Here is a 25,175-nt window from a genome sequence, read left to right on the forward strand (position 1 = left end):
GCCCCGGCGGGAACATCGGGTGTCAGTCGCCGGCGACCTTCACCTTGGCGGCGGCACCCGTGGCCGCGGCCGGCGCCGGGGGCTTGAGCTGGACCCAGCCGGCCTTGCTCGGTGCGCCCTCCTCGTTGAGGAGGAAGAGCATGTAGTGGCCGGGCGGGGCCGCGGCGGCGGTCGGCGGGGCCTGGAGCTCCAGGAAGTTGCCACTGCGGCTCTTGATGCGCAGTTCGAGGTGACGCTGGCTGGTGTTGATCGAGTGGGTGGCGGTGGTCGGGGCCAGCAGTACGGCGCGGGTCACCTCGCCGGGCGTGCTGGTGCTCACCGTGATCTTCTCGTTGTAGCCCACGCTGGGGTTGAAGATCAGGCCGAGCGCGGGGCGGCTGCCCTGGTGGAGGTAGGCGGGCTCGTAGATCTCGATGCTGCCATTGTTGTTGTCGCTGATGTCGGGGTCGTTGGCGAGCTGCTGGAGTTCATCGCCCGTGATCATGACTCGGCCGTCCGGGAGGACCACGCCGTTGGAGTGGTAGCCGCGCGGCAGCCGCTGGACGGGGCCGAGCTTCCAGTCGCCGTTCTCGTCGCGCAGTTCGACCTGGCGGTACTTCAGGTCGGCGTTGGGGTTGTACGGCCCGTTGCCGTAGTCGCGGATGTCGAAGGCACCGTTGACGGTGAGCAGGTTGCCGTTCGGCAGGAGCAGGGTGTCGTCCTGGGTCCGCCCGAACGCCCGGGGCTTCTCGGTGTTCCACTTGCCGCCGGCCAGACGGTAGGTGTTCGGGTCATTACGGTCGCCGCCGAGGACCAGGACCGAGTCGGGCCCTCTGAAGCCGGCCGGCAGGGGAACCGCGGAGCCGTAGTTGCGTCTCCACTCCCCGCCGTCCGGGCCGGGCATGTCCTTGTTGACGTCCGGGCGGTTCGGCAGGTCCGTCCTGGTGTCGGCGGCGGTGTCGAAGAGCCACTGCTGGTCCACGGAGCGGCCGAGACCGTAGATCTTCCCGTCGCGCAGCGAGAACAGCTGCGGATAGTCCCACTTGAACGGGGCTTCGGTCCTGAGCTTGTCCACCCCCCAGCCGATCGGCTTGACCGACTTGTCGAACGGCACCTCGTGGGTCGCGGCGGGGAAGCGCTCGACGACCGGGGTGGGGGTGCCCCAGCCGAGCTCCGACTGGCCGGACATGATCACCTGACGTCCGTCGGCGCCGGTGACCACGCTCGGGTACCACCGGCCGACGGACATGTCCTTGTTCAGGTACCACTCCTCCGACCAAGGGTCGAAGACCAGGGACAGCTTGGCGCCGGAGCCTCCGTTGCCGCCGAGGTTGCCGCCGAAGACGCCGAGCATGCCGTTGGGCAGATAGGAGTGACCCGCGCAGAAGAACGGGGCCGGGCGGGGCTCGTTCTTGCCGTCGGGCATGTTGATGACCGGCGGCTTCTTCTCGGTGAACGCGCCGGGGCCGGTCCCCTTGGTGGGGTCCCAGATCCAGGCGCGGCCGGCGTTCTCCTTGCCGATGGTGTCGGTGGGGGCGGGTTCCTTCTGCGGGTTGCTCTCGATCCGCTCGAAGGAGAAGAGCAGGACCTTGCCGGTGGGCAGGAGCGCGACGTGGGCCGCGAAGTCCGGGGACTGGAAGTACTCCCGGAACCGGCCGAACTCGGCGGCGTCGAAGGACGCGTTGGCCTTCTCCTGGGAGGCGGTCAGCGCCTTGAGCCGCTCCGTACGGGTCGTCTGCGGGTACTCGCCGACGCCGGCCATGGCCTTCCGCGTACGGGCGTGTTCCTCGGCGTGCTCCTTGCCGAGCGTCGCCGCCTCGGCCGGGTCGACGGTGACCGGTGCGGTCGCCGCCCGGGAGGCCGGGCCGTAGGGGAAGGCATCGCTCTCCTCGCCGTGACCGGTGTGGGCGAGTACGGGGCCGGCCGACACCAGGGCCATGGACGCGGCCATCGCGGTGGCGGCGCAGACGGAGATCGCCGCGGCGAGCCGTCGGCGGGCGGGCAGGGACGGGTTACTGCGGGACATGGGACTCCTTGCCGGAGAGGTGAAGGCGCACCGGCCCCGACGAGGGGACGCGTCGGGGACGGGCTGAGCCGGGACTGCCACCTGTTCACGCAAAGTGACAGGCTTCAGCATTCCGGCGGGTTGTCCGGCTGTCACCCCGGGGCATGCAGGCGGGTGACCGCGAGCCTCGAAAGCGCCCCACCGCACCTCGCGCGCCCCCCGACCAGCACGTTTGTGCACAACAAACGGGTGATGGACCGCTTCATCGGCCCGTCGGCCACCGGAAGCCCTCACGGGTGCCGCTTACGTTGCTCATCACTCTGCGCAATAAGGCGTGGAGGTGTCGATCTTCTGGAGTGAGCATGGTGGACGACCTCGAGCTGCGTGACAGCGACGACATCCAGGGCGATGTGATCGCCGGCTTCAAGAAGGACCAGATGACCCTGCTGTTCCTCAAGTTCGAGGACCCGGCGCGGGCACGTACCTGGGTCAAGAGCCTGGAACCGCAGATCTCCACGACGCGGCAGGTGGCGACCTTCAACGCCGCCTTCAGCAAGGCCAGGAAGTCCTCGGCCGGCGACGACCCGAAGACACTGAAGGCCACGTGGATCAACGTCAGTTTCACCTGCGCCGGCCTGCGGGAGCTGACCGGAAAGGACCCGCTGCCCTCCGTCAAGCCCGGCAGCGGCCTGGAGGCCTTCAAGCAGGGCTCGGACAAGCGGGCGCTCGGGGACACCGGCGACAGCTCGCCGGAGATGTGGCTCTTCGGCAACGGCAAGGGCCAGGTCATCCACGCCGTCCTCACCGTCGCCTCCGACACCGTCCAGGACCTCCATGCGGCGGTCAGACAGCAGCGCGAGGCGGCCGCCGCGGCGAAGATCGTGATCGTGTTCCAGCAGGACGCCGCCACGCTGCCCGGCAGCCGGAGGGGCAAGGAGCACTTCGGCTTCAAGGACGGAGTCAGCGAGCCCGGCGTGACCGGCTTCGACGAGCCCGACCCCGTCAAGCCCGAGTACGTCAAGGGCCATCACGGCACCCGGCTCATCCCGCCCGGCGAGTTCGTCGTCGGGCACGACCGGGTCGGCGGCGTGCCGCACGAGACGCCCGACTGGGCCGACAACGGCAGCTTCCAGGTGGTGCGGCGGCTCGGCCAGGACGTCCCGGGCTTCTGGTTCCAGGTCGCCGTGCAGCTGAAGGTGCTCAAGGAGGCCAAAGTGGTGCCGCCCGAGGCCACCTCGGAGTGGCTGGCCGCCCGCCTCGTCGGCCGGTGGCGCTCCGGCACCCCCGTCGCCACGTGTCCCCATGCCGACAGGCCCTCCAACGCGATGGCCGGCGACGACAACGACTTCGGCTACCGCAACGACCCCGAGGGCTTCGTCACGCCGCTCTTCTCGCACTTGCGCAAGACCAACCCCCGGGACGGCCTCCAGGAGAAGCCCGGCGATCCGCCGTTCGACGAGAATCCGGTGATGGACCGCCGCCGGATCATCCGCCGCGGCGCCCCGTACGGCGCACCCTTCGACCCCGCCTCGGAGGGCCCCGGCGGGCCCGACGAGAAGCGCGGCCTCCTCTTCGTCTGCTACCAGTCGGACCTCGTGCAGCAGTTCGAGTTCATCCAGAAGGCGTGGATCGACAGCCCGGACTTTCCGCCCAACCGGACCAACAAGCCCGGCCCGGACGGAATGGTGGGCGCCGCCGGCAAGCTCAGCTACGAGACGCCCGGCAAGACCACGCAGCTGAGTCTCAGTCAGTTCGTCGTCACAGAGGGGTCGGTCTATGCCTTCGCCCCCTCGCTGACCCTGCTGCGGCTGCTCGGTGACGGCCGACTCACCGACAAGCCGCCCGCCGTCGTCCGGCCGACCGACGCCTTCCTGCCCATCCCCGGGATGCAGCGGGACCAGGGAAAGAGCTGGTACTGGGCATACGGGGCGGGCAGCGACGGCGTCGTCTGCCGGACCATCTCCATCGCCGACGGCGACGAGCACACGGACGTCCGAGAACGCCCGGACCGGCCGCTGACCCTGTGGCCGTGCTACGCCGGGGTGACGAAGGTCGACGCGATCCTGCCCGTCCCGGACGAGCAGCGGATCAACGGCCGCAGCCGGTTCTGGCTGTTCCACACCGTCGAGGGCCGGCAGGTCTACCGGCGGATCTGGATCGCCGACGACGCCGAGTCCGGGCTCCCTCCCGAGCAGACTGCCGGGATCGACATCCCGGATCGCTCGCTCTCCGCCTGGGTCTCGTTCAGCGGCGTGGAAAGGGTGGACGCCTTCCTGCCGGTGCCCGACCTGCAGCGAGTGAACGGTAAGAGCCACTACTGGGTCTTCCACACCCTCATGGGCCGTCAGGTCTACCGGCTCATCTCGGTCGCCGACGGCAGGATGCACCAGGACGCCCTGGAGCGCGGCGACCGCGGGCTCGACCTGTGGCGATCACTGAACGGGATCACCCAGGTCGACGAGTTCCTCGCGGTACCGGACATGCAGCGGATCAACGGCATGAGCCTGTTCTGGGTGTTCCACCAGGACAAGTACCGGATCATCATGATCCGCGACGGCAGTGGCCACGAGGACCAGATCTCGGTCGACGACCGCGCCCTGACCATGTGGACGTCCCTGACGGCCTGACCGCGCTTCGGAGGCTCGTGAGGTGGCCCATCGCGCGGCAAGCGAGTTCGGCTCGAACTCGCGGGCGGCGACGGTGGGCCTTCTCGCGGCCCTCGATGACGACATCGTGGCCGACGCCGCTCACCGTCCGGGGCCGGCCGGTCGGCCTGGCCTCACTTCAGGTGCCGGGCGAAGAACCGGGCCCCGTCCTCCATCTCGGAGCGCGGAACGCCGGTGTGTCCGCCGAGGTTGGCGTGCAGGGACTTCTCCTTGGAGCCGAAGGCGTCGAACAGGTCGAGCGCCACCTGCCGGTCGTTCCCCTCGTCGTCCCACTGCAACAGGACCCGCAGCGGAATGGTGACCTGGCGAGCCTCTTCGAAGATGGCGGCGGGGACGAAACTCCCGGCGAAGAAGCCGGCAACCACGATCCGCGGCTCGACCGCCGCAAGGCGGACGCCGATGGAGATCACTCCCCCTTCGTACCCGACCGGGCCGCCGATCTCGGGCTGCGACAGGAGGTCGTCCAGAGCGGCCTGCCATTCGGGGACCGCCCTTTCGACCAGCGGGAGGATGAGGGCGTCGACGATCTCGTCGCCGACCGGCTCGCCGGCCTCCAAAGCCCGGCGCAGGTCGGCGCGGGCCTGCTCGGCGGCGGCCCAACGGGGCCGTTCACCGCTCCCGGGGAGTTCGATGGTGGCCGCGGCGAAGCCGTGCTCCGCCGCGTAGTACCGGGCCCGCCCCGCCAGCCGGGGGTACATCTTGCGCAGTCCGAGGGGAGGGTGACCGATCAGGATCAGCGGCGCCGGCGCGCATGCGGACGCGGGCGTCCACAGGATGCCGGGGATCTCGCCAAGGGTGAATTCGCGCTCGAGGACGTCGTCGTCGAGGCGCTGCTCAGAAGTGAATTGCACGGTCGTGCCTTTCGGGAGTGCTCATGTTCGGCGCTCCCGGACGACCTATCGCCCGACCGTGACCCCGGAGGAGAGCACCCATGTCAATACGTTCACGGGTACCACCTCCTCGTTCTCTCGCACGGCCTCCCGGAAGTTAGCAGTGATTTCCGTGGTCCGCCAAACGTTTTCGCGGAGGCCTGTCACCGGAGGCCACGGAGTCACTCGCCCAAGGGGCAAGGCCGTGTGATGAAGGGCTTCGGCCCTCGGACCGGGCCGGAGGTGCCGCAGTCGACGAGATGGCCCAGTTCGCGAAGGTTGTTCCCGTGTGCGGCGATGCCGCAGTCCGTGCCCATGGCGATCTTCACGCCGCGCTCGATGGCCCGCGGTACCGAGGTGAGCGAGCTGCCCTGCCGCTGCTTCTTCTTCGCCATCGTCCACGCCGGTGGGGTGGACGGGTCGAAGTCGTGGGTGGCGGTGGAGAGGGATGGGGGACGAGGTCGGCGCCCTGCCGGAGGAGGTTCCGTGCCTCGCGGCGGCATTCCGCCACGCCGTCCGCGAGGCGGCTGACGGAGGGTTCCACGGGGCCGTTGTCGGTGGGCATGCGGAAGTCGACGTGGCCGCCGGTGGTCGACATCATGGCCACGGCCACCTGCAGACGGGGACCCGCGGCCCCGCCCGCAATCCGCAGAGGCCGTCGCTGCGGGAGGCCCGCCTGCTTGGCCGGTGCCGAGCGGGGTAGCCGCCTCACAGATCTGGCGTCCGGGGCGAACCGAGAGGACGTGAAGCCGCCATGGCGCAGTTCGAACTGCTGGACGTGGCCCTTGCCTCGGACGGGTGGGGCACGCGAACCGTCTCCCTGGACACCCGGGGTGGCAAGCCCGTCGCGCTGCCTGAGGGCGCCGTGATCAGTGTCGCGTTCACCTTTCAGGTCAAGGGCGGGGTCGACGGGTTGACCCTGGAGGAGACCCGACGGTACGGGGGGCAGGTGATCGGCACGACCCGTACCGCGCTGGGTGGATTCCGGACGGGCGGACCGTACGAGCTCCGCCTGCCTCCCGAGCGGATGCCCGTGGCGCGGGCGAACTGCGGAACGTACGAGGTGACTGGAAGGTTCATCGCTCCCGACGGACACGAACTCGCACGCGAGAGCCACCGGTTCCGCATCGTCCCTCCACCGCCCCCGGCGGCGCCCTCCCGGCGGCGGAGCGGAACGGCCGGACTGACCGTGGCCGCAACGAGGGCCTCTGACGGCCCCGCCGTCCCCACTCCGGGAACCGTTCCGACGACGACATGAAACGAGACCACGACCCATGCGTCAGAGCGCACGCAGAAGGGCAAGGGCAAGATCTGGGACCCGACGCGGCTGGCGTTCTGCACCTGCTCACCGTCGTCCCTGGCCGGGCGTATCTGGCGGGCGTATCTGGGGCTCGACTGAGCCGTACCGCCATGCATGCCCGCGGCCGGACCGGGCTGGCGGGGGTGAAGGGGGGCCAGGCCGCGCCCGAGGCCTCCTCGCGGCGGAGCGGCACGTCGCCCCTACGCGGTCTCCTCCGTGGTGGCGGCCTCGCGCCGCGGCAGCACATCCAGCAGTTCGAGCAGGTACAGGAAGGCCGTGGCCATCGGGGCGCCCCCGGTCTCCTCGCGCACGCGGGGCCAGTCGATCCGTTCGCGCAGTCCACGCGCCACCGGCAGCAAGGCGCCGAAGTCGCAGTGGTGCTCGGAGAGGGCCAGCAGCCGGGAGACCATCAGGTCGGTCGGCGCGAGCACCGGCATGTGAACGGAGTCCACCGGAAGCGTCTGGGCGCGTGCGAGGAGTTCACTCGTGACCGGTCGGCCGGCGAGGGCGAAGATCAGGTCGATCTCCTCACCGCCCGCGCGGCCCTTGACGAGCCAGTCCTCGGGCGGTTCGACGATCCGCATGCCGCGTTCCCGCAGGGCGCGGGTGACGGCCTCGGCGTCCTTCCGTAGGACGGCGAAATCGGTGTCGTGCTGGAGCCGGACCGGGATCCCGTGCGCGTAGACGGCGACGCTGCCGACCAGGGCGAAGGACAGACCGGCCGCCTTGAGTACGGCTCCGACCTCCTTGGTCGTCTCCAGGATGGCCTGGGTGTGGTCCGCCGGAAGGTCGGGCGTACTGCCGTGCCCAGCCGCCCGCGGCCCGGTTCCCGTACTCCGCGGACCGGCGCTTCGTGGGCCGGTATCGACGGGCGCGTCGTTCGGACGACCGGACACGGAGGGATTCGTCGTGACTGCTGCCCGGTACGCGGCCGGGCCTTCCGTGAGGTTCATGGGCTGCTCCTGTCCTCGCGGCCGGGCTGGTGGCGATGGCCCCACCCAGCCGGGGGATCTGCGCCTACCCGTCATGGCGGTCCTCATCCCTCCTCGGCGAGGTGGGAGCCGGCCCGTTTCGGAGCCGTCGGACGTGGAAGTCGCGGAGGTATGCGTATCGGATACACGATGATGACCGAACAGGCAGGACCCCGTGAGCTGGTCGGGCACGTGGTCGAGGCCGAGCGGATCGGGTTCGACTTCTCCGTGATCTCCGACCACTCCTTTCCCTGGCTGGAGTCCCAGGGGCACGCCCCGTACGCGTGGAGCGTGCTCGGGGCGGCCGCGCAGGCGACCTCCAGCATCCCTTTGATGACCTTCGTGACCTGCCCGACCTTCCGCTACCACCCTGCGGTGATCGCGCAGAAGGCGGCGACCGTGCAACTCCTGTCCGACGGCCGGTTCCGGCTGGGTCTCGGCTCGGGTGAGAACCTCAACGAGCACATAGTCGGCGCGGGATGGCCATCGGCACGCGTACGCCTGGCGATGCTGGACGAGGCGGCCGAGATCATCCGTGCCCTGTTCACGGGCGAGTACGTGACGCGGCACGGTGCTCACTTCCAGGTGGACGACGCCAGGCTGTGGGACGTTCCCGAAGTGCCACCACCCCTCGGCATCGCCGTGTCGGGACCCGCCTCCTGTGAGGTCGCCGGGCGTCACGCCGACGTGCTGATCGCCACGGAGCCGAAACGGGAGCTGCTGGACGCCTTCGACGCGAACGGCGGCGCGGGCAAGCCCCGCATCGGACAGCTGCCCGTCTGCTACGGCTCCGACCGGGAAGCGGCGGTGACCCGCGCCCACGAGCAGTTCCGCTGGGCACTGGGTGGCTGGCGGGTCAACGCCGAGCTCCCCCTGCCGGCCGGCTTCGACCAGGCCTCCGAACACACCCGCCCGGAGGACGTGGCGGAGAGCATCCCCTGCGGGGACGACGTCGACGCCGTCGTGGAGGCGGTCCGTCCGTTCGCCGAGGCGGGGTTCACCGATCTCGCTCTCGTCCAGATCGGTGGCGCACACCAACTGCCCTTCCTCCGCTGGGCGGAGACGGCTCTGCTGCCCGCCCTCCGTGCCGCCCTGTGACGGGTCGCCTACCGGGTCGCGCGTCTACGGATCCGCTGGACCGGGGATCGCGTGCGGGCGGATCATCCCGCTCCGTTCGGGTAGGCGCAGAGTCTCCGCGGAAGGACGTCGCGGCGCGAGGACGGAGCAGAACGATGAGCAACGGCGAGAGCGAGTACCGCATCGCCCGCTTCAGGGAGCGTCTCGCGGGCGGAGACGTAGCCGAACTCGGCGTACGCATCGAGGTACGCGGAGCGACCGTCCTCCTGACGGGCACCCTCCCGACGGCCGACCACCGGGACGAGATCCTGCGGATCGCGGCCGCGGAGCTGGCGGGCCTCCCCGTACGGGCGGAGCTGCTGCTCGCCTGCGCGGATCCTCCCGACCGACCCGAGGAGCTGCGATGACGCCGCAGGGGGCCGTACAGGACGAAGCCGTCGTCCGGGTGGCCGCGGTCGGCGACATCCACCTGGGCCCGGACTCCCGTGGACTCCTGCGCCCCTCCTTCGCGACGCTGCCGCTCTGCGCGGACGTACTCCTCCTCGCGGGAGACCTCACCCGCCACGGCACGGTCCCCGAGGCGGAGGTCGTCGCGGACGAAGTCCGCGATCTCGGCGTCCCCGTGGTCGCCGTGCTCGGCAATCACGACTACCACTCCGAACAGGAGGCGGACGTCGCCCGCGTCCTCGCCGACGCCGGGGTCACGGTCCTGGAGGGTGCCAGCGTGCTCGTTCCTGTGGGCGGCGGGAAGGTCGGTATCGCGGGGGCGAAGGGCTTCTGTGGCGGCTTCGCGGGCCGCAGTGCCGGGGAGTTCGGCGAGCGCGAGATGAAGGACTTCGTCCGCACCGCCCGCCGCGGCGCCGAGGCTCTGAAGCGAGCCCTGGCCGGAATGCCCTCGGACAGTTGCGGTGCGAGGATCGCCCTCACCCACTTCGCTCCCGTCCCCGACACGCTCGCGGGCGAACCGGTCGAGATCTATCCCTTCCTGGGGAGCTATCTTCTCGCCGAGGCGATCGACGAGGCCGGTGCCGACCTCGCGGTGCACGGTCACGCACATCTCGGAACCGAGCACGGCATGACGGCGGGAGGCGTACGCGTCCGCAACGTCGCCCAGCCCGTCATTCGCAGGGCGTTCGCCCTCTACCACCTCCCGCTTCTCCGGCCGGAGTGACAACCGGCCCGGCGCCCGTCGGCCTCTCCGCCGACGTGTTTCAGGGCGTGGCCGCTGGGAAGCCGCCGTGGGGACGGGACGACTTCCGAGGGAGTGAGGCCGATGTCAACAGGAACGATTCTGGCCATCGTCATACCCGCGGTGGTGGTGATCGCGCTGGTCGTCGTGGCTGTCGTCCTCACCATGCGCCGGCGACATCGGCTGCGGGAACAGTTCGGGTCCGAATACGACCGGACGGTGGACGACGTCGGGAGCAGGCGAGCCGCCGAGTACGACCTGGAGAGCCGCGAGAAGCGCCACGAGGATCTCGACATCAAGCCGCTGTCGAGCGGGCAGAGAGAGCGGTACGCCCAGGAGTGGCGCGGTGTCCAGGAGGAGTTCGTGGACCGGCCCGACGGCGCGGTGCACGACGCGGACCGGCTGGTCACCTCACTCATGCGCGAACGAGGCTATCCCACCGAGGACTTCGAGCAGCAGGCGCGGGACCTCTCCGTGGAGCATGGACGCACCTTGGAGCACTACTGGGCGGCGCACGAGATCAACACGCTCAGCACGTCCCGGCGGGCCACCACAGAGCAGTTGCGAGGAGCGATGGTGCACTACCGGGCCCTCTTCGACGAACTCCTCACCAACGGCAACCAGGCCGGTTCCGGCCGTACCTGACAGGGAGGCGCGCCATGCGTGATCGTGAGGCACCGGAGCGGGCCGAGAGCGGCCCGTCGACCGAGGACATCGTCGAGGAACCACCCGTATACCCCGGAGAAAGCACGGCCACTGGCGAAGGCACCGGCGCAGAAACCGGTGAAGGCCCACCCGCGGGAGCGGACGACGCCGGAGCGCGAACGGAGACGGAGACGGAGACGGACACCGAGGAACTTTCGGAGGACCACACGCCGCGCCTGCTGGACGGCGACGACGACGAAGCCTTCCGGGCGCGCTGGCACGACATCCAGAGCCAGTTCGTCGACGACCCCCGCCAGGCCGTGCACGCGGCCGACGCCCTCGTCGCCGAGGTCATGCATCAGCTGGCTGCCACCTTCGCCGACCACAGGAAGAACCTCGAGCGGCAGTGGAACGATGACAAGGACGTCGACACGGAGAACCTGCGCATGGCTCTGCGCGACTACCGCTCGTTCTTCAACCGGCTCCTCACCCGATGACGTCCCTACCCCGCCCCACCTGGATCGTTGCGCCGGAACCGGACATCGGAGGTCGACTCCTTCGGCGTCGTCTCCGCGCGAAGAGCAACTCTGACTCGTCGAGTCCGTACCGACCCCACATGCGAAGGACCCGGCCGGGCCCGTAGTCACCTCGGCCGGGTCCGTCGCGCGACGCAGTGGGGATGCGGCCCGTGCGGCCCGTCGGGGCGGTGCCGGCACGCTGTGGCTCCAGCACCTCACCCTGACGCTCCGGCGTCACCTCCTCGCCGTCGACCTGCGTGCCCGGACGCCCGCCGAGTGGAGTGACCTGATTGCCTCCGGGCTGTGTCTCAGAGGCGGACGACGATCAGGGCGATGTCGTCGCGGGCACCGCCGACTACACCCAGGCCGGCCAGCAGGGCGTCGGCGAGGCTGTCGGGGCTGGTGTGGGCATGGTGGGCGAGGGTGTCGGTGAGCCGGTGCAGGCCGGCGTCGATGTCCTCGCCGCGGCGTTCGATGAGCCCGTCGGTGTAGAGCACGAGGGTGTCGCCGGAGTTGCAGGGGAGGGCGGCGTGCGGGCGTGGGACGTGTTCGGGGCGGGCGCCCAGCGGCGGGTCGGTGGCTTGGTCCAGCAGGTCGTAGGTGCCGTCGGGGTGCAGCAGAACGGGCGGCGGGTGTCCGGCGCTGCTGTAGGTGATCTGATGGTGGTGGGTGTCGATCACGGCCTGCAAGGCGGTGGTGGCCAGTGCGCCTTCGACCGATCGTGAGTACAGGCCGAGGACTTCCAGCGACTTGGCGGGTTCGCGCAGGGCTCGGACGGCGGCGCTCAGTGCGCTGCGGAGCATGCCCATGACGGCGGCGGCTTCCAGGCCGTGGCCGACGACGTCGCCGACCGCGACGCCGAAGCAGCCCTCGGGCAGATCGACGACGTCGAACCAGTCGCCGCACACGTTCAGCGACCCGACCGCCGGCAGGTATCGGACCGCGACATTCCGGTGCCGGTTCAGGTCGGGCGAGTGCAGCATGGATTCCTGCAGCCTGACGGCGACCTGGCGTTCGCGGGCGTGTGCCTGGCGTAGTTCCTCGTTCAGCCGCTGAAGCTCCCGAGCCCGCGCGTACAGCTCGGCCTCCATCATCTGCCCCCTGGACAGGAGTCCCCCTGGCGGTCCGGGCGGGTGGGAGCGGACGAACTCGGTCACGTCCTCCACCCGGTGGATGATCCAAGCCACCTGCCCGTCCGGCCCCAGCACGGGGGTGTTGATCGGCGACCACCACCGCTCCTCGAACCTCCCGGGCCGGGACACGACGGGGATGTCGTATTTCTGCACCGCCATCGTGTCCGGCTGCTTCGACCGCAGGACCCGCTGCAGCGAGGCGTTCAGATTCTGCACGCCGTCCGCGTTCGCATCCGCGGGATTGTCCGGGAAGGCATCGAACAGATGCCGGCCGACCAGGTCCTGCATGCTCCGGCCGGTGGCACGAAGGTATGCGTCGTTGACGTCGACGATCACCAGGTCCGGGCCCAGCACCAGATACGGGCTGGGCGTGGCCGCGAACAACGCCGTGTAGTCAATGTCCGGTCCCACGACCATGCACCGGTCCTTCCAGCCGTGCGATGCTCGGACGGGGCGTGAGACGCGACGTCCACGCGGCAGACACCGAGCACCGCGCCCACGGTGCACCTGCTTCCAGCCTCACCCGTGCGGCCTCGCGGCGCGACACGATCGTCATGGGACGCCGTGGCCGGTATCAACCCGCGCGAGTACGCGAGGTCTCGGGGTTGAAGTTGCCGCTGCGGCAGCTCCTACCGTCGTGCCAGGGCCGGAGAGACCGGCCTGGCGACACACACGTGCAGGAGTCGTGATGGACTGGCCGATCTCGGAAGTGGCCCGGATGTCGGGCGTGACCGCTCGGACACTGCGCCACTACGACGAGACCGGCCTGCTGCCGCCGGCCCGGATCGGCGCCAACGGCCACCGTTACTACGAGGAGCACCAGCTTCTGCTGCTGCAGCAGATCCTCGTACTGCGGGCGCTGGGCGTCGGGCTGCCGGAGATCGGCCGGATCCTCTCCGAGCAGGTCGACGAGGTGGACGCCCTACGGGGTCACCACCAGCGGCTGCTCGCGGAGCGTGACCGGCTGCATGCCCTGGCCGACACCGTCTCCCGCACCATCGCCGAACTGGAGCAGTCCAGGAAGGACGGCAACCCCATGACCGTCAACCGACCGGAGAACCTCTTCGAGGGCGCCCAGCCCTCCCAGTACGCGGAGAACATGTCCGACTTCCCCGAACTCGCCGAGGCGGTCGGACGCCGCGCCGCCACCATGAGCCAGGCCGACGCCGATGCCGCGCACCGTGAGCGCACCGCGCAGATGATCCGGCTGGCCGAACTCATGGCCGCGGGCCACCCGGCCGACGCCGGCCCCGTGCAGGCCGAGATCGATGCCCAGTACCGGGCGCTGACCCGGCTGCGCAGCGTCTCCGCCGAGGAGTACCGGGCCATCGGATGCTCCTGCGTGGACAACGACACCTGGCGCACCGCCTACGAAGCGATCGCGCCGGGGCTGGCCGCGTACCAGCGCGACGCCATCGAGGCCTACGCCACCACCCGGCTGAACTGAGCACGGCGCAACAGCCGACGGGCCACGAGCGGTCCGACGGCGCCCCGTGGGCCGGCACCGCGGAGCGGGGCGCCGGAGCCGGTCACCCGGGTCAGGTGAGGAGGGTCGGTACTGCGGCGAACGGGCTGCTGTCGAGGTGGGTCAGCAGGTCCGCTGGGTCGCGATACACGGCGGCGGCGCCGGCGTCCTCGAGATCGCCTTGCGGGATGCCTCCGCACAGGAGGCCCACGGCGCTCACATGTGCCCGGGTGGCCGCCTTCATGTCCCATACGGTGTCACCGACGAACACCGCCCGCTCGGGTGGCACCTTCGCCAGTCGGAGGGCGTGCCGGACGGGTTCTGGTGCGGGTTTGCCGTCCTCCACGTCGTCGGAGGAGCTGGTGTCGGCGATGGCGTCGTCGGCGTCGATCGCTCGGAGCAGGGCGGCGAGTTCACTGTTCTGAGCCGAGGTGACGAGGACCACCCGCCAGCCGGTACCGGCGAGCTTCCGCAACAGATCGGCGGCCGAGGCCAGGGCGGGCAGGCGGTCGAAGGTGGTGGCGTACAGGGTGTGGTGCGCGGCACTCAGCCGGTCGTCCTGCGACGTGTCGCGGTCGTCTCCCAGGAGATGGTCGAGAAGGTCGCCGCCGGGCAGGCCGATCGCCCGGTGGATGGCGTGCATGGGGACCTGGTGCCCCGCTTGGCGCAGCGCCTCCCACCAGGCCACCACGTGAAGGTGGTTGGTGTCGGTGAGTGTCCCGTCGACGTCGAAGAGCGCGGCGCGGTTCATGGGGTAGCTCCTCACGGTTCTCGCAGGGCCGGCAGCAGCAGCTCATCGTGTGCCCAGCGGAGGAAGGGCTCCTGTTGGTCGCCGCCCACCTCGGGAATGGCGTCCGGCTCGTCCTCGGGACGGATGTACGTGGCTGCCTGGGCGAAGCCGGCGGGGCCGGGAAGCTCCGCGTTCACGTGCCGGCCGCCGAGGGACCAGCGGAACTGCATGTCCATCCGGACAGGGGCCGTCGGCCGGCCGGTACCCACGATGTGCCCCGCTGCTTGCTCGGTCGTCATCGTGTACCCGAAGCGCACCATAGACACCAGGCTCGTACGTTTCCCCTGGCCGCACGAATCGAGAGCCGCGACGGGTCACGGGCGGAAGGCTTTCGCCGGAGCCCGTTCTCAGCAGCCCGCCGATACGCTGCCCGGACCCCGTGGAGCGGCGGCCTTCGCGCCCCGGCGCCACAATGAAGCAGTGCCCAGTACAGCTCTGGTCCTCGGAGCGCCTCCCGCGCGGCTGATCGTCCTGCCCGGCGTGTACCGCCCGCAGACCGATACCTGGCTTCTCGCGGAGGCCCTCTCCCATGAGGAGATGGACGCGGCCACCGACGTACTGGACATCGGCACCGGAACGGGCGCCCTGGCCCTGTCCGCGGCGCGTACCGGGGCCCGTGTCGCGGCCGTCGACGTCGCCTGGGGCGCGGTGATCGCCGCCAGGCTGAACTCCTTCCGGCAGCGGCTGTCGCTGCGGGTGATGCACGGCGACTTCGCGATCAGGACTCAGGGCCGGCGCTTCGACGTCGTCGTCGCGAACCCGCCCTGGCGGTGTCCTGCTGATGGTGCACTCCGCGATGTGCGGCCCCGAAACCACCGTGGAGCGCCTCGCAGCGGCCGGGCTGACCGCCCGGGTGACAGCGCGATCCTTCGTCCCGTGGGGACCGGTGCTCCGTGCGCGCCGGACCTGGCTACAGGGCCGCGGCCTGCTGGACGACGGCGACGAGCGCGAAGAGCTGGTGATCATCCGTGCCGAGAACCACTGACGACGGGTCCCCTGGGGCCGGCCCCGGGCCGTCGCGGCCCGCCCGCCGGGTGGCCGTCGACCCGCAGGGCCCGGTCCTGGTGGAGGGCCCGGTGGAGATCGCGCTGGACGACGGGACCCACGCCCGGTCCGATCGCTTCGTGGTCGCGGTGTGCACGTGCCGCCGCAGCCGCACGTACCCCTGGTGCGACACCAGCCACCGTCCCCGAGAGCGCACCGCCAAGCCACCCGAGGAAGGGACTCTTCGATGACGTCCGCCGGGCCGATCTCCCCCGCGTTCGCCGGACCCCGCCTCGTCGCGGGGCGCGGTGACCTCTCCATGGCCGTGGAGCGTGCCTTGCGGACCGGCCGCCCGCCCGCGTACACCGAGGGAAGCATCCGACGGGCAGAGCCCTGGGGAGAGGACGTGCAGCTCGCGCTCTACCTGCTGTACGAGCTCCACTACCGGGGCTTCGCGGAGGTCGACGACGCGCGCGAATGGGACCCCGACCTGCTGCGTCTGCGGCAGGAGCTGGAGAGCCTGTTCCTCCACGCGCTGCGCTCCTCGCTCGCCGATGCGCCCCGGTCCGTCGAGGAGGCCCTCGCCCCACTGCTCGTCGAACCGGTGGATCCGGCCGGCGGCATCAGCCATCACCTGGAACGGGAGGGGGAACTCTGGCAGGTGCGCGAGTACGCGGCCATGCGCTCCCTCTACCACCTCAAGGAGGCCGACCCACATGCCTGGGTCATCCCGCGGCTCACCGGCCGGGCCAAGGTGGCGATGGCGGCCGTCGAGTACGACGAGTTCGGCGCCGGGCACCCCGATCGCGTCCACGCCCGGCTCTTCGCGGAGCTCATGACCGATCTCGGCCTCGACCCGACGTACGGCCACTATCTGGACCACGCGACCGCCCCCCTGCTCGCCACCGTCAACCTGATGTCCCTCTTCGGGCTGCACCGGTCCCTGCGCGGGGCCCTGGTCGGCCACTTCGCCTGTGTCGAGGTCACTTCCTCACCCGGCTCCCGCAGGCTCGCGAACGCCATGCGGCGCTGTGGTGCGGGACCGGCCGCCGAACGCTTCTACACCGAGCACGTCGAAGCCGACGCCGTCCACGAGCAGGTCGTACGGCACGAGGTCATCGGCGGGCTGCTCGCCGACGAACCCGCGCTGGAGCCGGACATCGCGTTCGGGTGTGCGGCGACCGTCCTGCTGGAGGACGAGCTCGACGCCCGCGTGCGCGAGGCCTGGGCCTCGGGGCACTCGGCGCTCCGCAGTCCGCTGCCGCCCCCGGACCCTGACCCTGACCCTGACCGTGAGCCGCTCCGCGACCCGGACGCGGACGCGGACCCGAGGAGCTGAGCGTGACGGGCCTGGACGCCTTCACCGACATACTCGACTATCCGATGTACGTCGTGACGGCCGCGGTCGACGGCGAGCAGGCCGGCTGTCTGGTGGGCTTCGCCTCGCAGTGCTCGATCGAACCGCCCCGCTTCATGGTGTGGATCTCCACCGCCAACCGCACCTACCGGGTCGCACGCCGCGCCTCCCACCTCGCTGTACACATACTTCGGCGGGACCAGGGAGGGATGGCCGAACTGTTCGGAGGGCGGACCGGCGACGACATCGACAAGTTCGCCCGGGTGGCATGGTCACCGGGGCAGGGCGGGGCACCGGTACTGCTCGACTCCTGCGCCTGGCTCGTCGGCCGGGTAGAGCGACGCGCCAAAGGCGGAGACCACGTCGGCTTCCTCCTCACACCCGTCGCTCAGAGCCCGCACGGCCCCGCCAGGCCGCCACTCCTGCGGTTCAGTGACGTCAAGGGCCTCTCGCCGGGGCACCCGGCCTGAGCTCACGCTCAGCCGTTTCCGCTGGTGAAGCCAGGCTTCCGGAGGCCACGAGCGGAGGGGACGCCTACGCTGAAGGGAGGAATTCAGCCGTATCGGAGGACACCATGATCGTCCTCGCAGCCGGCAGCGGCGTACGAGGGTGACGACCGTGTCGACGTCGAGCCATGAGATCGCGGGGGCCCCGTGCTGGGTCAGCCTGATGGCCCGGGACATGGATTCCGCGCAGCACTTCTACAGCGGCGTACTCGACTGGGAGTTCAGGCCCAGTCGGCTCGGAGACGGCTTCGCGGTCGCCTTCCACGACGGAGCTCCCGTGGCGGGTATCGGGGCGCTCACCGAGCGTTTCGACATCCCGGTGGCGTGGACGCCCTACTTCGCCGTCGTCGACGCGGACGTCACCGCGGCCCGGATCCTCGAACGCGGCGGCACCATGGCCGTGGGGCCCCTCGCCTTCGGTACCGGCCGGGCGGGCTTGGCCGCCGACCCCGCGGGAGCCGTCTTCGGCTTCTGGGAAGGCGCCGTCGTCCCGGACTGGTCGGTGGGCGGCGGCAGCGCCCCGGCCTGGCTCGAATTGCGTACACGTGAGGCCTTCACCGCCTCGATCTTCTACGGGGAGGTCTTCGACTGGGCCGGTGAGCGCCCCGGCTGCTGTGTGGCGTCCTACGAACACGAGCGTGTCGTTCTGCGTCATGGACACCACACGGTTGCCCTCATCGGCGGCGAAGCACTCGAAGAGGCACCGGACCCCGAGGTCCGCCCCGATTGGCACGTCCGCTTTCCCGTGCCCCATCTGGACGAGGCGATCGAAACCACCAACCGGAGGGGAGGCAGCACGACCTCTCCTGTACACACCTCCCCCATGAGCCGGTGGGTCGATCTCGCCGACCCGGAAGGGGCGCACTTCACCGTGGTCGCCCCGCATGGCCCACCTGGCCACGCCCCGGCACGATGATGCTCTCCCGCCCCGGCGGACGCCCGTCTCCGTTCCAGCGGATGTTCAGTGGGATCCGGCGGTTGCGAGCCGGCCACCGATGGGGACCGGTGCACGATCTGGGGCTGTGGCAGCGCTCGCTGGGATTCGCGGCGCTCGGGTTCCTGACGCTGGTCCCGCTCCTGATCGTCGTGTCCGCGGCGGGTGCGGGGAGCGGGGCGGGGTTCGCGCAGTGGCTCGGGGACGGCCTCGGCGTGTCAGAGGCCGCCAGGGTGGAGATCGAGCGGTTGTTCGCGCTGCCGGGCCAGGTGCGGCGGACCACGACGGCGTTCGGCCTCGTCCTGCTCGCCGTGTTCGGCCTCTCGTTCGGCACCGTGGTGCAGAGCGCCTACGAGAGGGTCTGGGATCTGCCTCCGGCGCGCTGGTGGGCCCGGTGGCGGCACGTACTGTGGCTCACGGTCCTCGTAGCGGTCCTCTACCTGTTCGCGGTCCCCTCCTCCTGGCGCGACATCCCGGCCCATGGCGTCGTCAGCCTGCTGAGCGGCGTCCTGTTCTTCTGGTGGTCGCAGCGACTGCTGCTCGGCGGCCGGGTCGCATGGCTCGCCCTGCTTCCCGGGGCGGTGGCCACCGTCCTCGGCCTGCTCGGGCTCAGGATCTTCTCCCGGCTGGTCTTCTCCCCGTTGATCGCGTCCAGCGCCGTCACCTACGGCCCGTTCGGAGCGTTCCTCGTCATCCAGACCTGGCTCGTCGCCGTGGGCGTGGTCGTGTTCGGCGGCGCCTTGACCGGCCGCCTGATCGAGGGCGAGCTCCCCCGCCTGACGACGGCGCTGAAGCGGCGAGGGTGATCCTCAGAAGCCGCAGGCGCGGGTCCGCGCACGTGTCGGCAAGGGTCGTCACCGGCAGGCAGTCGGGTGGGAGTTTCGAGCTTCCCGTTTCGCCCTCCCCGAAATCCGGCACATTCTCCGCGATCCGTCATCCGTCATCCGTCACCCACTGGAGAGGCGCCACCGTGAGCGAAACCGACATCTGGGTCTACCACCCGCAAGCGGGATACCAGCAGGGAATCGACCTCATCGGCTACAAGGTCGAGGCCACCGACGGCGGCATCGGGAAGATCGACAAGCATTCCGACGAGGTGGGCTCCTCCTACCTGGTCGTCGACACCGGAATCTGGATCTTCGGCAAGCACGTGCTCCTGCCCGCCGGAACCATCAGGCTGATCGACACCGCGGAGAAGAAGGTCTACGTCGACCGGACGAAGGACCAGATCAAGGACGCCCCCGAATACGACGAGGCCAAGTACGGCGGCGAACCCTCCTACCTTGATCAGTTCGCCCGGTACTACAGGCAGCCGCACATGTAGAAGCGGGGGCTCGTTCAGAACGCCTTGCGCAGCCGCAGCCCCAGCGGGCGACCGTCCGGGTCGATCAGAACGTGGTGCAGGGGAGTCGCCAGTGCCCTCTGCACCCCGGACAGACCCGGGGGTGTGTACCGGCGCAGACGCCCCGCCGGCCGTGGACCACGGCGGCCGGCTCCATGCCATGCGTCAAGGGCTGCGGCAGCCTCCTCGAAGGCATCGAAGGCCGTCGCCGGGTCGCACAGTGCGTCCGCCACCGCCTCTGCCTGCCGCCCCACGGCACCTTGCGCGTCCAGGTGCTCGCGCATCAGCCCCAGGCGCAGCTCCCGGGCGAAGACGCGCGCGCCGTCGCCGAGCCCTCCGGGGTCGCGTGGCTGCCGCTGGTCCAGGGTCTCGTCGACGACGGCGCAGCTGAGTTCGGAGTCGTGGGTCCACGAGCGGAGGTTGATGTTGTCGGAGCCCACGGAGGCCCACACGTCATCGATCACGCACACCTTGGCATGGACGTACACGGGGGTCCCGGCATGGTTCTCGAGTCCGTACACCGCGACCCGGTCGCCGCCGGCGCGACGCAGCTCCTCCAGAGCCGTGATCCGCCCGACCAGGTTCATGGGCAGCGTGAGCCGGCCTGCCTGCTCGGGGATCGCGGGGATGACTCCGATCATCAGCAGCCCGGGGTGCCTGGCCAGAGCCCGGGCGAAGCAGGCCACCACCCTCGGGGACCACAGGTACTGGTCCTCGACGTAGATCAGGGCCCGGGCCCGTCGCAGTGCCTTGAGGTACCCGCGTGCGATGCTCCGTTCTCCGTCGGGGGCGAAGGGGTACCCGCGCAGCAGTCGGTTCGGATACGTGCGCAGCAGCTGCACGGTGTGCGTGCCGCACCGAACGGGATCGGGGGGCTGGAGCGGCAGGCTGTCCGCGTCGGTGTCCTCGCCGTGCATCAGCGCGCGCAGGCGGGTGGCCGGGGTGCGACTGAGCGGAGAAGGGTCTTGCCACCGTTCGCGGAACACGGCCTCGACGTCTCCGACGACCGGGCCGCGAAGGGCGAGCTGCACGTCGTGCCACGGCGGGTGCGGACCGTAGGCGGAGGCCAGGGGCAGTGACTGACGGTCGCCGGAGTGGGTGGCGTCGTCGTTCCGGTTGTGGCAGAGATCGATTCCTCCGACGTACGCCACATCCAGTTCGGGGCGGCCGGGGTGGCGCAACACCACCATCTTCTGGTGGTGCGAGCCTCCGGGTCGCACCCGCATGTCGAGCAGGCACTCGCCGCCCGCCTCCTCGATCTCCGCGCCGAGGCGGCGGTTCTCCTCCTCGCTGAACCGGAGGCTGTCCAGGTGGGAGCGCCACAAGAGGCCCTTCACCACGACGTGGCGTCTGGCCGCCTCGCGCAGAACCGTGCCGATCTCCGTGCCGTGACCGGCGAGCCGCTCGTCGCGATCGCCGCGCCAGTCGGTGAACAGGAGCAGGTCACCGGAGCGCATGCCGCGGATGGCCTCCAGAAGTTCCGCGAAGTAGGTGGCACCGTGAACCAGGGCGTGCGCCTGATTCCCCTCGGACCAGGCCTTCCCGTCCTGGCGGCGCGTGTCGAGGCGCGTGGCGGTATTGCCGCGTTCACCGGGTACCAGAAGCCACTCTGCGCGCGTCACGTCGTCGGCCCTCCGAGGTACTCCTACCGTCGGCCGCAGCAGACGAGGTGTCGCGTCCCCTTCGGATCTCCCGAGTCTCGTCGGCACGGGCCCTCACCCTTCAGGTTCCCACTCCAGAGGCTGCTGTCCACTTGCCTGCGTCCGCGCAGGGTTCGGTCTCCGGTGGTGGCCTCGGCAGAGCGGGCTCAGGCTGGGACGTGGGCGGGGCGGAGAGGGCGCCCCGCGCCGAAAGGACACCCCCGGGGGCGCGAGCCTCGACCGGCGGAGGGCGGCCCTGCGCACCGGTCGTACAAGGCCTCCCCCGATCGAGGGGTGCGCCACCAGATAGCGCGAGGAAAGGCAGCACGACAGATGACCGACAGCCGACCCGCCACCACGACCGATTCGGGTGCCCCGGTGGAGAGCGACGAACACTCGCTCACTGTGGGCCCGGGCGGTCCGATTCTGATGCAGGACGCCTACCTCATCGAGCAGATGGCGCAGTTCAACCGCGAACGGATCCCCGAGCGCCAGCCGCACGCCAAGGGCAGCGGCGCCTTCGGCCACTTCGAGGTCACCCACGACGTCAGCGGCTACACCAAGGCGGCCCTGTTCCAGCCGGGCGCCCGCACCGATCTGGTCGTCCGCTTCTCCACCGTCGCCGGCGAGCGCGGCAGCCCGGACACCTGGCGTGACCCGCGCGGTTTCGCGGTGAAGTTCTACACCAGCGACGGCAACTACGACATGGTCGGCAACAACACGCCGGTGTTCTTCGTCAAGGACCCGATGAAGTTCCAGCACTTCATCCGGTCCCAGAAGCGCCGCGCGGACAACAACCTGCGTGACCACGACATGCAGTGGGACTTCTGGACCCTCTCCCCCGAGTCCGCCCACCAGGTCACCTGGCTGATGGGAGACCGTGGCATCCCGCGCTCCTGGCGGCACATGAACGGCTACACGTCGCACACCTACATGTGGATCAACGAGTCCGGTGAGCGGTTCTGGGTGAAGTACCACTTCAAGACCGACCAGGGCATCGAGTTCTTCACCCAGCACGAGGCCGACCAGATGGCGGCCGTCGACACGGATTACCACACGCGGGACCTCTTCGAGCACATCCGCGACGGCGACTTCCCGAGCTGGACGCTGCACGTGCAGGTCATGCCGTACGAGAAGGCCGCGGGATACCGGTTCAACCCGTTCGACCTCACCAAGGTGTGGCCGCACGGGGACTACCCGCTCGTCCCGGTGGGCCGCATGACACTCGACCGCAATCCGACCGACAACCACGCCGAGATCGAGCAGGCCGCCTTCCAGCCGAACAACCTCGTCCCCGGTATCGGACCCAGCCCCGACCGGATGCTGCTGGCCCGGCTGTTCTCGTACGCGGACGCCCACCGCCACCGCATCGGCGCCAACTACCAGCAGCTCCCCGTGAACGCGCCCGTCGTCGACGTCCACACGTACTCGAAGGACGGCGCGATGGCCTACCGCAAGACGGCCGACCCGGTCTACGCCCCCAACTCCAAGGGCGGCCCCGCCGCCGACACGGCCCGCTACGGGACGCCGCCCGGCTGGGCGGCGGACGGCGAGATCACCCGGGCGGCCTACGTCTCCCACCCGGAGGACGACGACTGGGGCCAGCCCGGCACCCTCGTGCGCGAGGTGCTGGACGACGCGGCCCGCGACCGACTGGTGGACAACGTCGTCGGCCATCTCCTCAACGGCGTCACCGAGCCCGTCCTGGAGCGTGCCTTCGCCTACTGGACGAACATCGACAGGACCATCGGCGAGCGCATCGCCCAGGGCGTTCGGGCCAAGGCCGCCGAGAAGGACCCCAAGGCGGCCGAACAGGGCAACCCCGCGCGCCGTTCCATGCAACGGAAGGCCTGACAGAGCCCCTTGCCGGACGGTGATGCACGGCTTCAGTCCGGGGGCGTGTCCGCCGGCCGGGTGGGATTCCGGGCGGGCTGACGACCGCGTCGCTGCCGCGGTGCTCGGGCGCGCTCCCCCGGCCGGTCGAACGCGTCGGCCGCGGGAGCGGTGACGACCCTGGGGAGGGCGCCCGGGTGCTCGCGCGCGAGCCAGCCGACGAGTTCCTCTCGTACGGCGCAACGGGTCGTCCACAGGTCGTCGGCGTCCTTGGCGGTCACGATCGCCCGCACCGTGATGCCGGTCGGCGAGGTGTCGGTGACGGCGAGGTCCCAGCCCCGCCCGTCCCAGGTGCCGCACGTGGTGAGGAACTCCTGGAGGTGCGACCGTACGAGCGCGACCGGTGTGGTGTGGTCGCAGTGGACGAAGACCGACCCTGTCATCTCCGCGCCGCCGCGCGACCAGTTCTCGAACGGCCGCGAGGTGAAGTAGGAGACGGGGAGCGTGACGCGACGCTCGTCCCAGGTCCGGACCGTGAGGAAGGTGAGGGTCACCTCCTCCACCACACCCCATTCGCCGTCGACGACGACGGTGTCACCGATGCGGACCATGTCGCCGAAGGCGATCTGGAAGCCGGCGAAGAGGTTGCTCAGCGTCGACTGGGCCGCCACGCCGGCCACGATGCCGATGATGCCCGCCGAGGCGAGCAGGGACGTGCCGAGGGTTCGGAACGAGGGGAAGGTGACGAGGGCCGCGGCTGCGGCGAGCACCCCGACGGCGACGGACACCACTCGCATGATCAGCGTGACCTGCGTACGGACCCGGCGGAGCCGCGCGGCGTCACGTGATCGTCCGGCGTACCGCGCGTACGAGGACTCGACGACGGCCGCGACGGTCCGTACCGTCAGCCAGGCTCCGCCGCCGATCAGGCACAACAGCAGGACGCGGCTCACCGCCTCCGCATGCTCTTCCAGCGGCGTCCATCCCGGCACCGCCACCGGGTAGGTCCATCTGAGCAAGGCGGCCAGCAGGACGACGTACAACGGCGTGCGGCAGCGGCGCAGCAGCCCCCACAGCGGGGTCTCCGGATGCCGCGCGTCGGCGAACCGTGCCAGCAGGTCCGCGGCGCGGCAGACGACGAAGGCCACCAGCACCGAGCCGCCGACGGAGATCGCCGGCCGAATAACGCTCTCCATGTGCTCCCCAGTCGATGAGTCGAACGGGTCCGTCCCCTACGCCTCACCGCCGACGAGCACGCCAAACATCCGCCCGAGGCCCTTGCGGGCCCGTCGTCACGGATGCTCGGCCAGATCGTGGCCCGTGACGGCGCGGGCGTAGGCCCGCAGGGCGGTGATCACCTCGGTGCGGGTGCGTCGGCCTGCGAGGATCTCCATCTGGTGGCCGTCCTCCATGGCGACGAAGCTGGCGGCGAGCAAGCGGGGCGGGTCCTGGAGGACGAAATGGCCTTGGGCCTGACCGAGGACCAGGATGGCGGAGTACACCGCGATCTGGCGCTCCGTCAGTGCGCTGTCGAGTGCCGCGGCCCTGGCGTCGCGCAGGCAGCGGGGCCAGTACTCGAAGAGCAGCCGGGTCAGAGTGTCGTCGGGCCCGGTGGCGACGCCCTTGTCGATGCAGGCCCTGAGCTTGTCGCGGGCGTCGTCGAAGTGGTCCGCGGCCTGCTCGCGTTCCTGGCTGTAGCGCTCGATCGCCTGCCGGTACGTGTCGTGGACGAGGGCATCCAGGTCTCCGTAGTAGAGCACCGCGGCGGGCGTGACACCGGCCGCCTCCGCGATGTCGCGCAGGCGCAGGCCCTCCAGGCCGCGCGCCATCAGGGCGCGCTCCACCGCCTTGCCGAGCTCGGCCCGCCGGGCCTCCTTGCCGATGCCCTTCCTTGGCGCCACGTCGGTCCTCTCGTCAGTTCAGTTACATGCAGATTTAACGATAGCTCTCCAGCTATTGACGGGCCAGTGCA

At 70.4% G+C, this 25,175-nt stretch carries 25 protein-coding genes and 1 pseudogene; 16 read left to right on the forward strand and 10 right to left on the reverse strand.

Annotated elements, in window-relative coordinates; translation table 11 throughout:
• Positions 1-22 precede the first annotated feature (22 nt).
• A complete protein-coding gene (locus tag ACIBG6_RS07675) occupies positions 23-2,005 on the reverse strand; it encodes a galactose oxidase-like domain-containing protein (protein WP_399221652.1) in 1,983 nt (660 codons plus the stop codon).
• 341 nt (positions 2,006-2,346) lie between these two features.
• Between ACIBG6_RS07675 and ACIBG6_RS07680 the strand changes: the two genes are divergently transcribed.
• Entirely contained in the window at positions 2,347-4,611 is a 2,265-nt protein-coding gene (locus ACIBG6_RS07680; protein ID WP_399221653.1) for a Dyp-type peroxidase, read from the forward strand.
• Positions 4,612-4,763: 152 nt separating this feature from the next.
• Here ACIBG6_RS07680 and ACIBG6_RS07685 read toward each other — a convergent pair whose 3' ends face one another.
• Together ACIBG6_RS07685 and ACIBG6_RS07690 are read right to left on the reverse strand one after the other, a co-directional pair.
• Entirely contained in the window at positions 4,764-5,501 is a 738-nt protein-coding gene (locus ACIBG6_RS07685) for an alpha/beta hydrolase (protein ID WP_399221654.1), read from the reverse strand.
• 200 nt (positions 5,502-5,701) lie between these two features.
• Positions 5,702-5,914, reverse strand: coding sequence for a hypothetical protein (locus ACIBG6_RS07690; protein WP_399221655.1), 213 nt, complete (start codon positions 5,912-5,914; stop codon positions 5,702-5,704).
• A gap of 359 nt (positions 5,915-6,273) precedes the next feature.
• On the opposite strand from ACIBG6_RS07690, the gene ACIBG6_RS07695 reads away from it, so the two are divergent.
• Positions 6,274-6,777 (forward strand): hypothetical protein, encoded by a 504-nt coding sequence (locus ACIBG6_RS07695; protein ID WP_399221656.1) that lies wholly within the window; start codon positions 6,274-6,276, stop codon positions 6,775-6,777.
• Positions 6,778-7,019: 242 nt separating this feature from the next.
• Here the strand turns inward: ACIBG6_RS07695 and ACIBG6_RS07700 are convergent, their stop codons facing one another.
• On the reverse strand, positions 7,020-7,772 hold the full coding sequence (locus ACIBG6_RS07700) for a nucleotidyltransferase family protein (RefSeq protein ID WP_399221657.1): 753 nt from the start codon (positions 7,770-7,772) through the stop codon (positions 7,020-7,022).
• 150 nt (positions 7,773-7,922) lie between these two features.
• Here ACIBG6_RS07700 and ACIBG6_RS07705 point away from each other — a divergent pair, with 150 nt between their 5' ends.
• From ACIBG6_RS07705 to ACIBG6_RS07725, 5 genes are all read left to right on the forward strand, one after another.
• On the forward strand, positions 7,923-8,888 hold the full coding sequence (locus ACIBG6_RS07705; RefSeq protein ID WP_399221658.1) for a TIGR03557 family F420-dependent LLM class oxidoreductase: 966 nt from the start codon (positions 7,923-7,925) through the stop codon (positions 8,886-8,888).
• Positions 8,889-9,022: 134 nt separating this feature from the next.
• The gene (locus tag ACIBG6_RS07710; RefSeq protein WP_399221659.1) at positions 9,023-9,274 is read left to right on the forward strand and encodes a BON domain-containing protein; all 252 of its coding nucleotides are present in this window, start codon (positions 9,023-9,025) and stop codon (positions 9,272-9,274) included.
• Positions 9,271-10,038, forward strand: a complete 768-nt coding sequence (locus tag ACIBG6_RS07715) for a metallophosphoesterase (RefSeq protein ID WP_399221660.1) — start codon at positions 9,271-9,273, stop codon at positions 10,036-10,038. Before ACIBG6_RS07710 ends, ACIBG6_RS07715 begins: the two co-directional genes overlap by 4 nt.
• A gap of 102 nt (positions 10,039-10,140) precedes the next feature.
• Positions 10,141-10,701 carry a hypothetical protein gene (locus ACIBG6_RS07720; RefSeq protein WP_399221661.1) on the forward strand — a complete coding sequence of 187 codons (561 nt, stop codon included), beginning with the start codon at positions 10,141-10,143 and terminating at the stop codon, positions 10,699-10,701.
• A 14-nt stretch (positions 10,702-10,715) separates the two neighbouring features.
• Positions 10,716-11,198, forward strand: a complete 483-nt coding sequence (locus ACIBG6_RS07725) for a hypothetical protein (protein ID WP_399221662.1) — start codon at positions 10,716-10,718, stop codon at positions 11,196-11,198.
• A 329-nt stretch (positions 11,199-11,527) separates the two neighbouring features.
• On the opposite strand, the gene ACIBG6_RS07730 is transcribed toward ACIBG6_RS07725, so the two are convergent.
• Positions 11,528-12,769, reverse strand: coding sequence for a PP2C family protein-serine/threonine phosphatase (locus ACIBG6_RS07730; protein WP_399221663.1), 1,242 nt, complete (start codon positions 12,767-12,769; stop codon positions 11,528-11,530).
• A 271-nt stretch (positions 12,770-13,040) separates the two neighbouring features.
• Here ACIBG6_RS07730 and ACIBG6_RS07735 point away from each other — a divergent pair, with 271 nt between their 5' ends.
• Entirely contained in the window at positions 13,041-13,799 is a 759-nt protein-coding gene (locus ACIBG6_RS07735) for a MerR family transcriptional regulator (protein WP_399221664.1), read from the forward strand.
• A 91-nt stretch (positions 13,800-13,890) separates the two neighbouring features.
• Here the strand turns inward: ACIBG6_RS07735 and ACIBG6_RS07740 are convergent, their stop codons facing one another.
• Positions 13,891-14,568 (reverse strand): HAD family hydrolase, encoded by a 678-nt coding sequence (locus ACIBG6_RS07740; protein WP_399221666.1) that lies wholly within the window; start codon positions 14,566-14,568, stop codon positions 13,891-13,893.
• Between the two features lie 11 nt (positions 14,569-14,579).
• Positions 14,580-14,783, reverse strand: a complete 204-nt coding sequence (locus ACIBG6_RS07745) for a hypothetical protein (protein WP_399221667.1) — start codon at positions 14,781-14,783, stop codon at positions 14,580-14,582.
• A 244-nt stretch (positions 14,784-15,027) separates the two neighbouring features.
• On the opposite strand from ACIBG6_RS07745, the pseudogene ACIBG6_RS07750 reads away from it, so the two are divergent.
• From ACIBG6_RS07750 to ACIBG6_RS07780, 7 genes and pseudogenes are all read left to right on the forward strand, one after another.
• Positions 15,028-15,592 (forward strand): annotated as a pseudogene (locus ACIBG6_RS07750) (methyltransferase).
• A 49-nt stretch (positions 15,593-15,641) separates the two neighbouring features.
• Positions 15,642-15,842, forward strand: coding sequence for a CDGSH iron-sulfur domain-containing protein (locus tag ACIBG6_RS07755; RefSeq protein WP_399221957.1), 201 nt, complete (start codon positions 15,642-15,644; stop codon positions 15,840-15,842).
• A complete protein-coding gene (locus tag ACIBG6_RS07760) occupies positions 15,839-16,930 on the forward strand; it encodes an iron-containing redox enzyme family protein (protein WP_399221668.1) in 1,092 nt (363 codons plus the stop codon). The genes ACIBG6_RS07755 and ACIBG6_RS07760 overlap by 4 nt, the downstream gene beginning before the upstream one ends.
• A gap of 2 nt (positions 16,931-16,932) precedes the next feature.
• Complete coding sequence (locus tag ACIBG6_RS07765) at positions 16,933-17,418, forward strand: flavin reductase family protein (RefSeq protein WP_399221669.1); 486 nt, start codon at positions 16,933-16,935, stop codon at positions 17,416-17,418.
• A 199-nt stretch (positions 17,419-17,617) separates the two neighbouring features.
• Positions 17,618-18,370, forward strand: coding sequence for a VOC family protein (locus ACIBG6_RS07770; protein ID WP_399221958.1), 753 nt, complete (start codon positions 17,618-17,620; stop codon positions 18,368-18,370).
• Positions 18,370-19,194, forward strand: a complete 825-nt coding sequence (locus ACIBG6_RS07775; RefSeq protein WP_399221959.1) for a ribonuclease BN — start codon at positions 18,370-18,372, stop codon at positions 19,192-19,194. Before ACIBG6_RS07770 ends, ACIBG6_RS07775 begins: the two co-directional genes overlap by 1 nt.
• A 164-nt stretch (positions 19,195-19,358) precedes the next feature.
• Positions 19,359-19,712 (forward strand): PRC-barrel domain-containing protein, encoded by a 354-nt coding sequence (locus ACIBG6_RS07780; protein WP_399221670.1) that lies wholly within the window; start codon positions 19,359-19,361, stop codon positions 19,710-19,712.
• Positions 19,713-19,726: 14 nt separating this feature from the next.
• Here ACIBG6_RS07780 and ACIBG6_RS07785 read toward each other — a convergent pair whose 3' ends face one another.
• A complete protein-coding gene (locus ACIBG6_RS07785) occupies positions 19,727-21,352 on the reverse strand; it encodes a phospholipase D family protein (RefSeq protein ID WP_399221671.1) in 1,626 nt (541 codons plus the stop codon).
• A 351-nt stretch (positions 21,353-21,703) separates the two neighbouring features.
• Between ACIBG6_RS07785 and ACIBG6_RS07790 the strand changes: the two genes are divergently transcribed.
• Positions 21,704-23,224: a catalase gene (locus ACIBG6_RS07790; RefSeq protein WP_399221672.1), complete on the forward strand. Its 1,521-nt coding sequence runs from the start codon at positions 21,704-21,706 to the stop codon at positions 23,222-23,224.
• A 32-nt stretch (positions 23,225-23,256) separates the two neighbouring features.
• On the opposite strand, the gene ACIBG6_RS07795 is transcribed toward ACIBG6_RS07790, so the two are convergent.
• The gene (locus ACIBG6_RS07795; protein ID WP_399221673.1) at positions 23,257-24,399 is read right to left on the reverse strand and encodes a mechanosensitive ion channel family protein; all 1,143 of its coding nucleotides are present in this window, start codon (positions 24,397-24,399) and stop codon (positions 23,257-23,259) included.
• 96 nt (positions 24,400-24,495) lie between these two features.
• Positions 24,496-25,104 carry a TetR/AcrR family transcriptional regulator gene (locus ACIBG6_RS07800; RefSeq protein ID WP_399221675.1) on the reverse strand — a complete coding sequence of 203 codons (609 nt, stop codon included), beginning with the start codon at positions 25,102-25,104 and terminating at the stop codon, positions 24,496-24,498.
• Positions 25,105-25,175 lie beyond the last annotated feature (71 nt).

It is taken from the genome of Streptomyces sp. NPDC050842, assembly GCF_044456565.1.
Lineage (GTDB): Bacteria > Actinomycetota > Actinomycetes > Streptomycetales > Streptomycetaceae > Streptomyces.

What these genes read in the sequence shown, in the direction of transcription:
- ACIBG6_RS07675 (WP_399221652.1), bottom strand. Translation starts at nt 2,005, where the DNA reads ATGTCCCGCAGTAACCCGTCCCTGCCCGCCCGCCGACGGCTCGCCGCG.
- ACIBG6_RS07680 (WP_399221653.1), top strand. Translation starts at nt 2,347, where the DNA reads ATGGTGGACGACCTCGAGCTGCGTGACAGCGACGACATCCAGGGCGAT.
- ACIBG6_RS07690 (WP_399221655.1), bottom strand. Translation starts at nt 5,914, where the DNA reads ATGGCGAAGAAGAAGCAGCGGCAGGGCAGCTCGCTCACCTCGGTACCG.
- ACIBG6_RS07695 (WP_399221656.1), top strand. Translation starts at nt 6,274, where the DNA reads ATGGCGCAGTTCGAACTGCTGGACGTGGCCCTTGCCTCGGACGGGTGG.
- ACIBG6_RS07700 (WP_399221657.1), bottom strand. Translation starts at nt 7,772, where the DNA reads ATGAACCTCACGGAAGGCCCGGCCGCGTACCGGGCAGCAGTCACGACG.
- ACIBG6_RS07705 (WP_399221658.1), top strand. Translation starts at nt 7,923, where the DNA reads ATGCGTATCGGATACACGATGATGACCGAACAGGCAGGACCCCGTGAG.
- ACIBG6_RS07710 (WP_399221659.1), top strand. Translation starts at nt 9,023, where the DNA reads ATGAGCAACGGCGAGAGCGAGTACCGCATCGCCCGCTTCAGGGAGCGT.
- ACIBG6_RS07715 (WP_399221660.1), top strand. Translation starts at nt 9,271, where the DNA reads ATGACGCCGCAGGGGGCCGTACAGGACGAAGCCGTCGTCCGGGTGGCC.
- ACIBG6_RS07720 (WP_399221661.1), top strand. Translation starts at nt 10,141, where the DNA reads ATGTCAACAGGAACGATTCTGGCCATCGTCATACCCGCGGTGGTGGTG.
- ACIBG6_RS07725 (WP_399221662.1), top strand. Translation starts at nt 10,716, where the DNA reads ATGCGTGATCGTGAGGCACCGGAGCGGGCCGAGAGCGGCCCGTCGACC.
- ACIBG6_RS07730 (WP_399221663.1), bottom strand. Translation starts at nt 12,769, where the DNA reads ATGGTCGTGGGACCGGACATTGACTACACGGCGTTGTTCGCGGCCACG.
- ACIBG6_RS07735 (WP_399221664.1), top strand. Translation starts at nt 13,041, where the DNA reads ATGGACTGGCCGATCTCGGAAGTGGCCCGGATGTCGGGCGTGACCGCT.
- ACIBG6_RS07740 (WP_399221666.1), bottom strand. Translation starts at nt 14,568, where the DNA reads ATGAACCGCGCCGCGCTCTTCGACGTCGACGGGACACTCACCGACACC.
- ACIBG6_RS07745 (WP_399221667.1), bottom strand. Translation starts at nt 14,783, where the DNA reads ATGGACATGCAGTTCCGCTGGTCCCTCGGCGGCCGGCACGTGAACGCG.
- ACIBG6_RS07760 (WP_399221668.1), top strand. Translation starts at nt 15,839, where the DNA reads ATGACGTCCGCCGGGCCGATCTCCCCCGCGTTCGCCGGACCCCGCCTC.
- ACIBG6_RS07770 (WP_399221958.1), top strand. Translation starts at nt 17,618, where the DNA reads ATGGCCCGGGACATGGATTCCGCGCAGCACTTCTACAGCGGCGTACTC.
- ACIBG6_RS07775 (WP_399221959.1), top strand. Translation starts at nt 18,370, where the DNA reads ATGCTCTCCCGCCCCGGCGGACGCCCGTCTCCGTTCCAGCGGATGTTC.
- ACIBG6_RS07790 (WP_399221672.1), top strand. Translation starts at nt 21,704, where the DNA reads ATGACCGACAGCCGACCCGCCACCACGACCGATTCGGGTGCCCCGGTG.
- ACIBG6_RS07795 (WP_399221673.1), bottom strand. Translation starts at nt 24,399, where the DNA reads ATGGAGAGCGTTATTCGGCCGGCGATCTCCGTCGGCGGCTCGGTGCTG.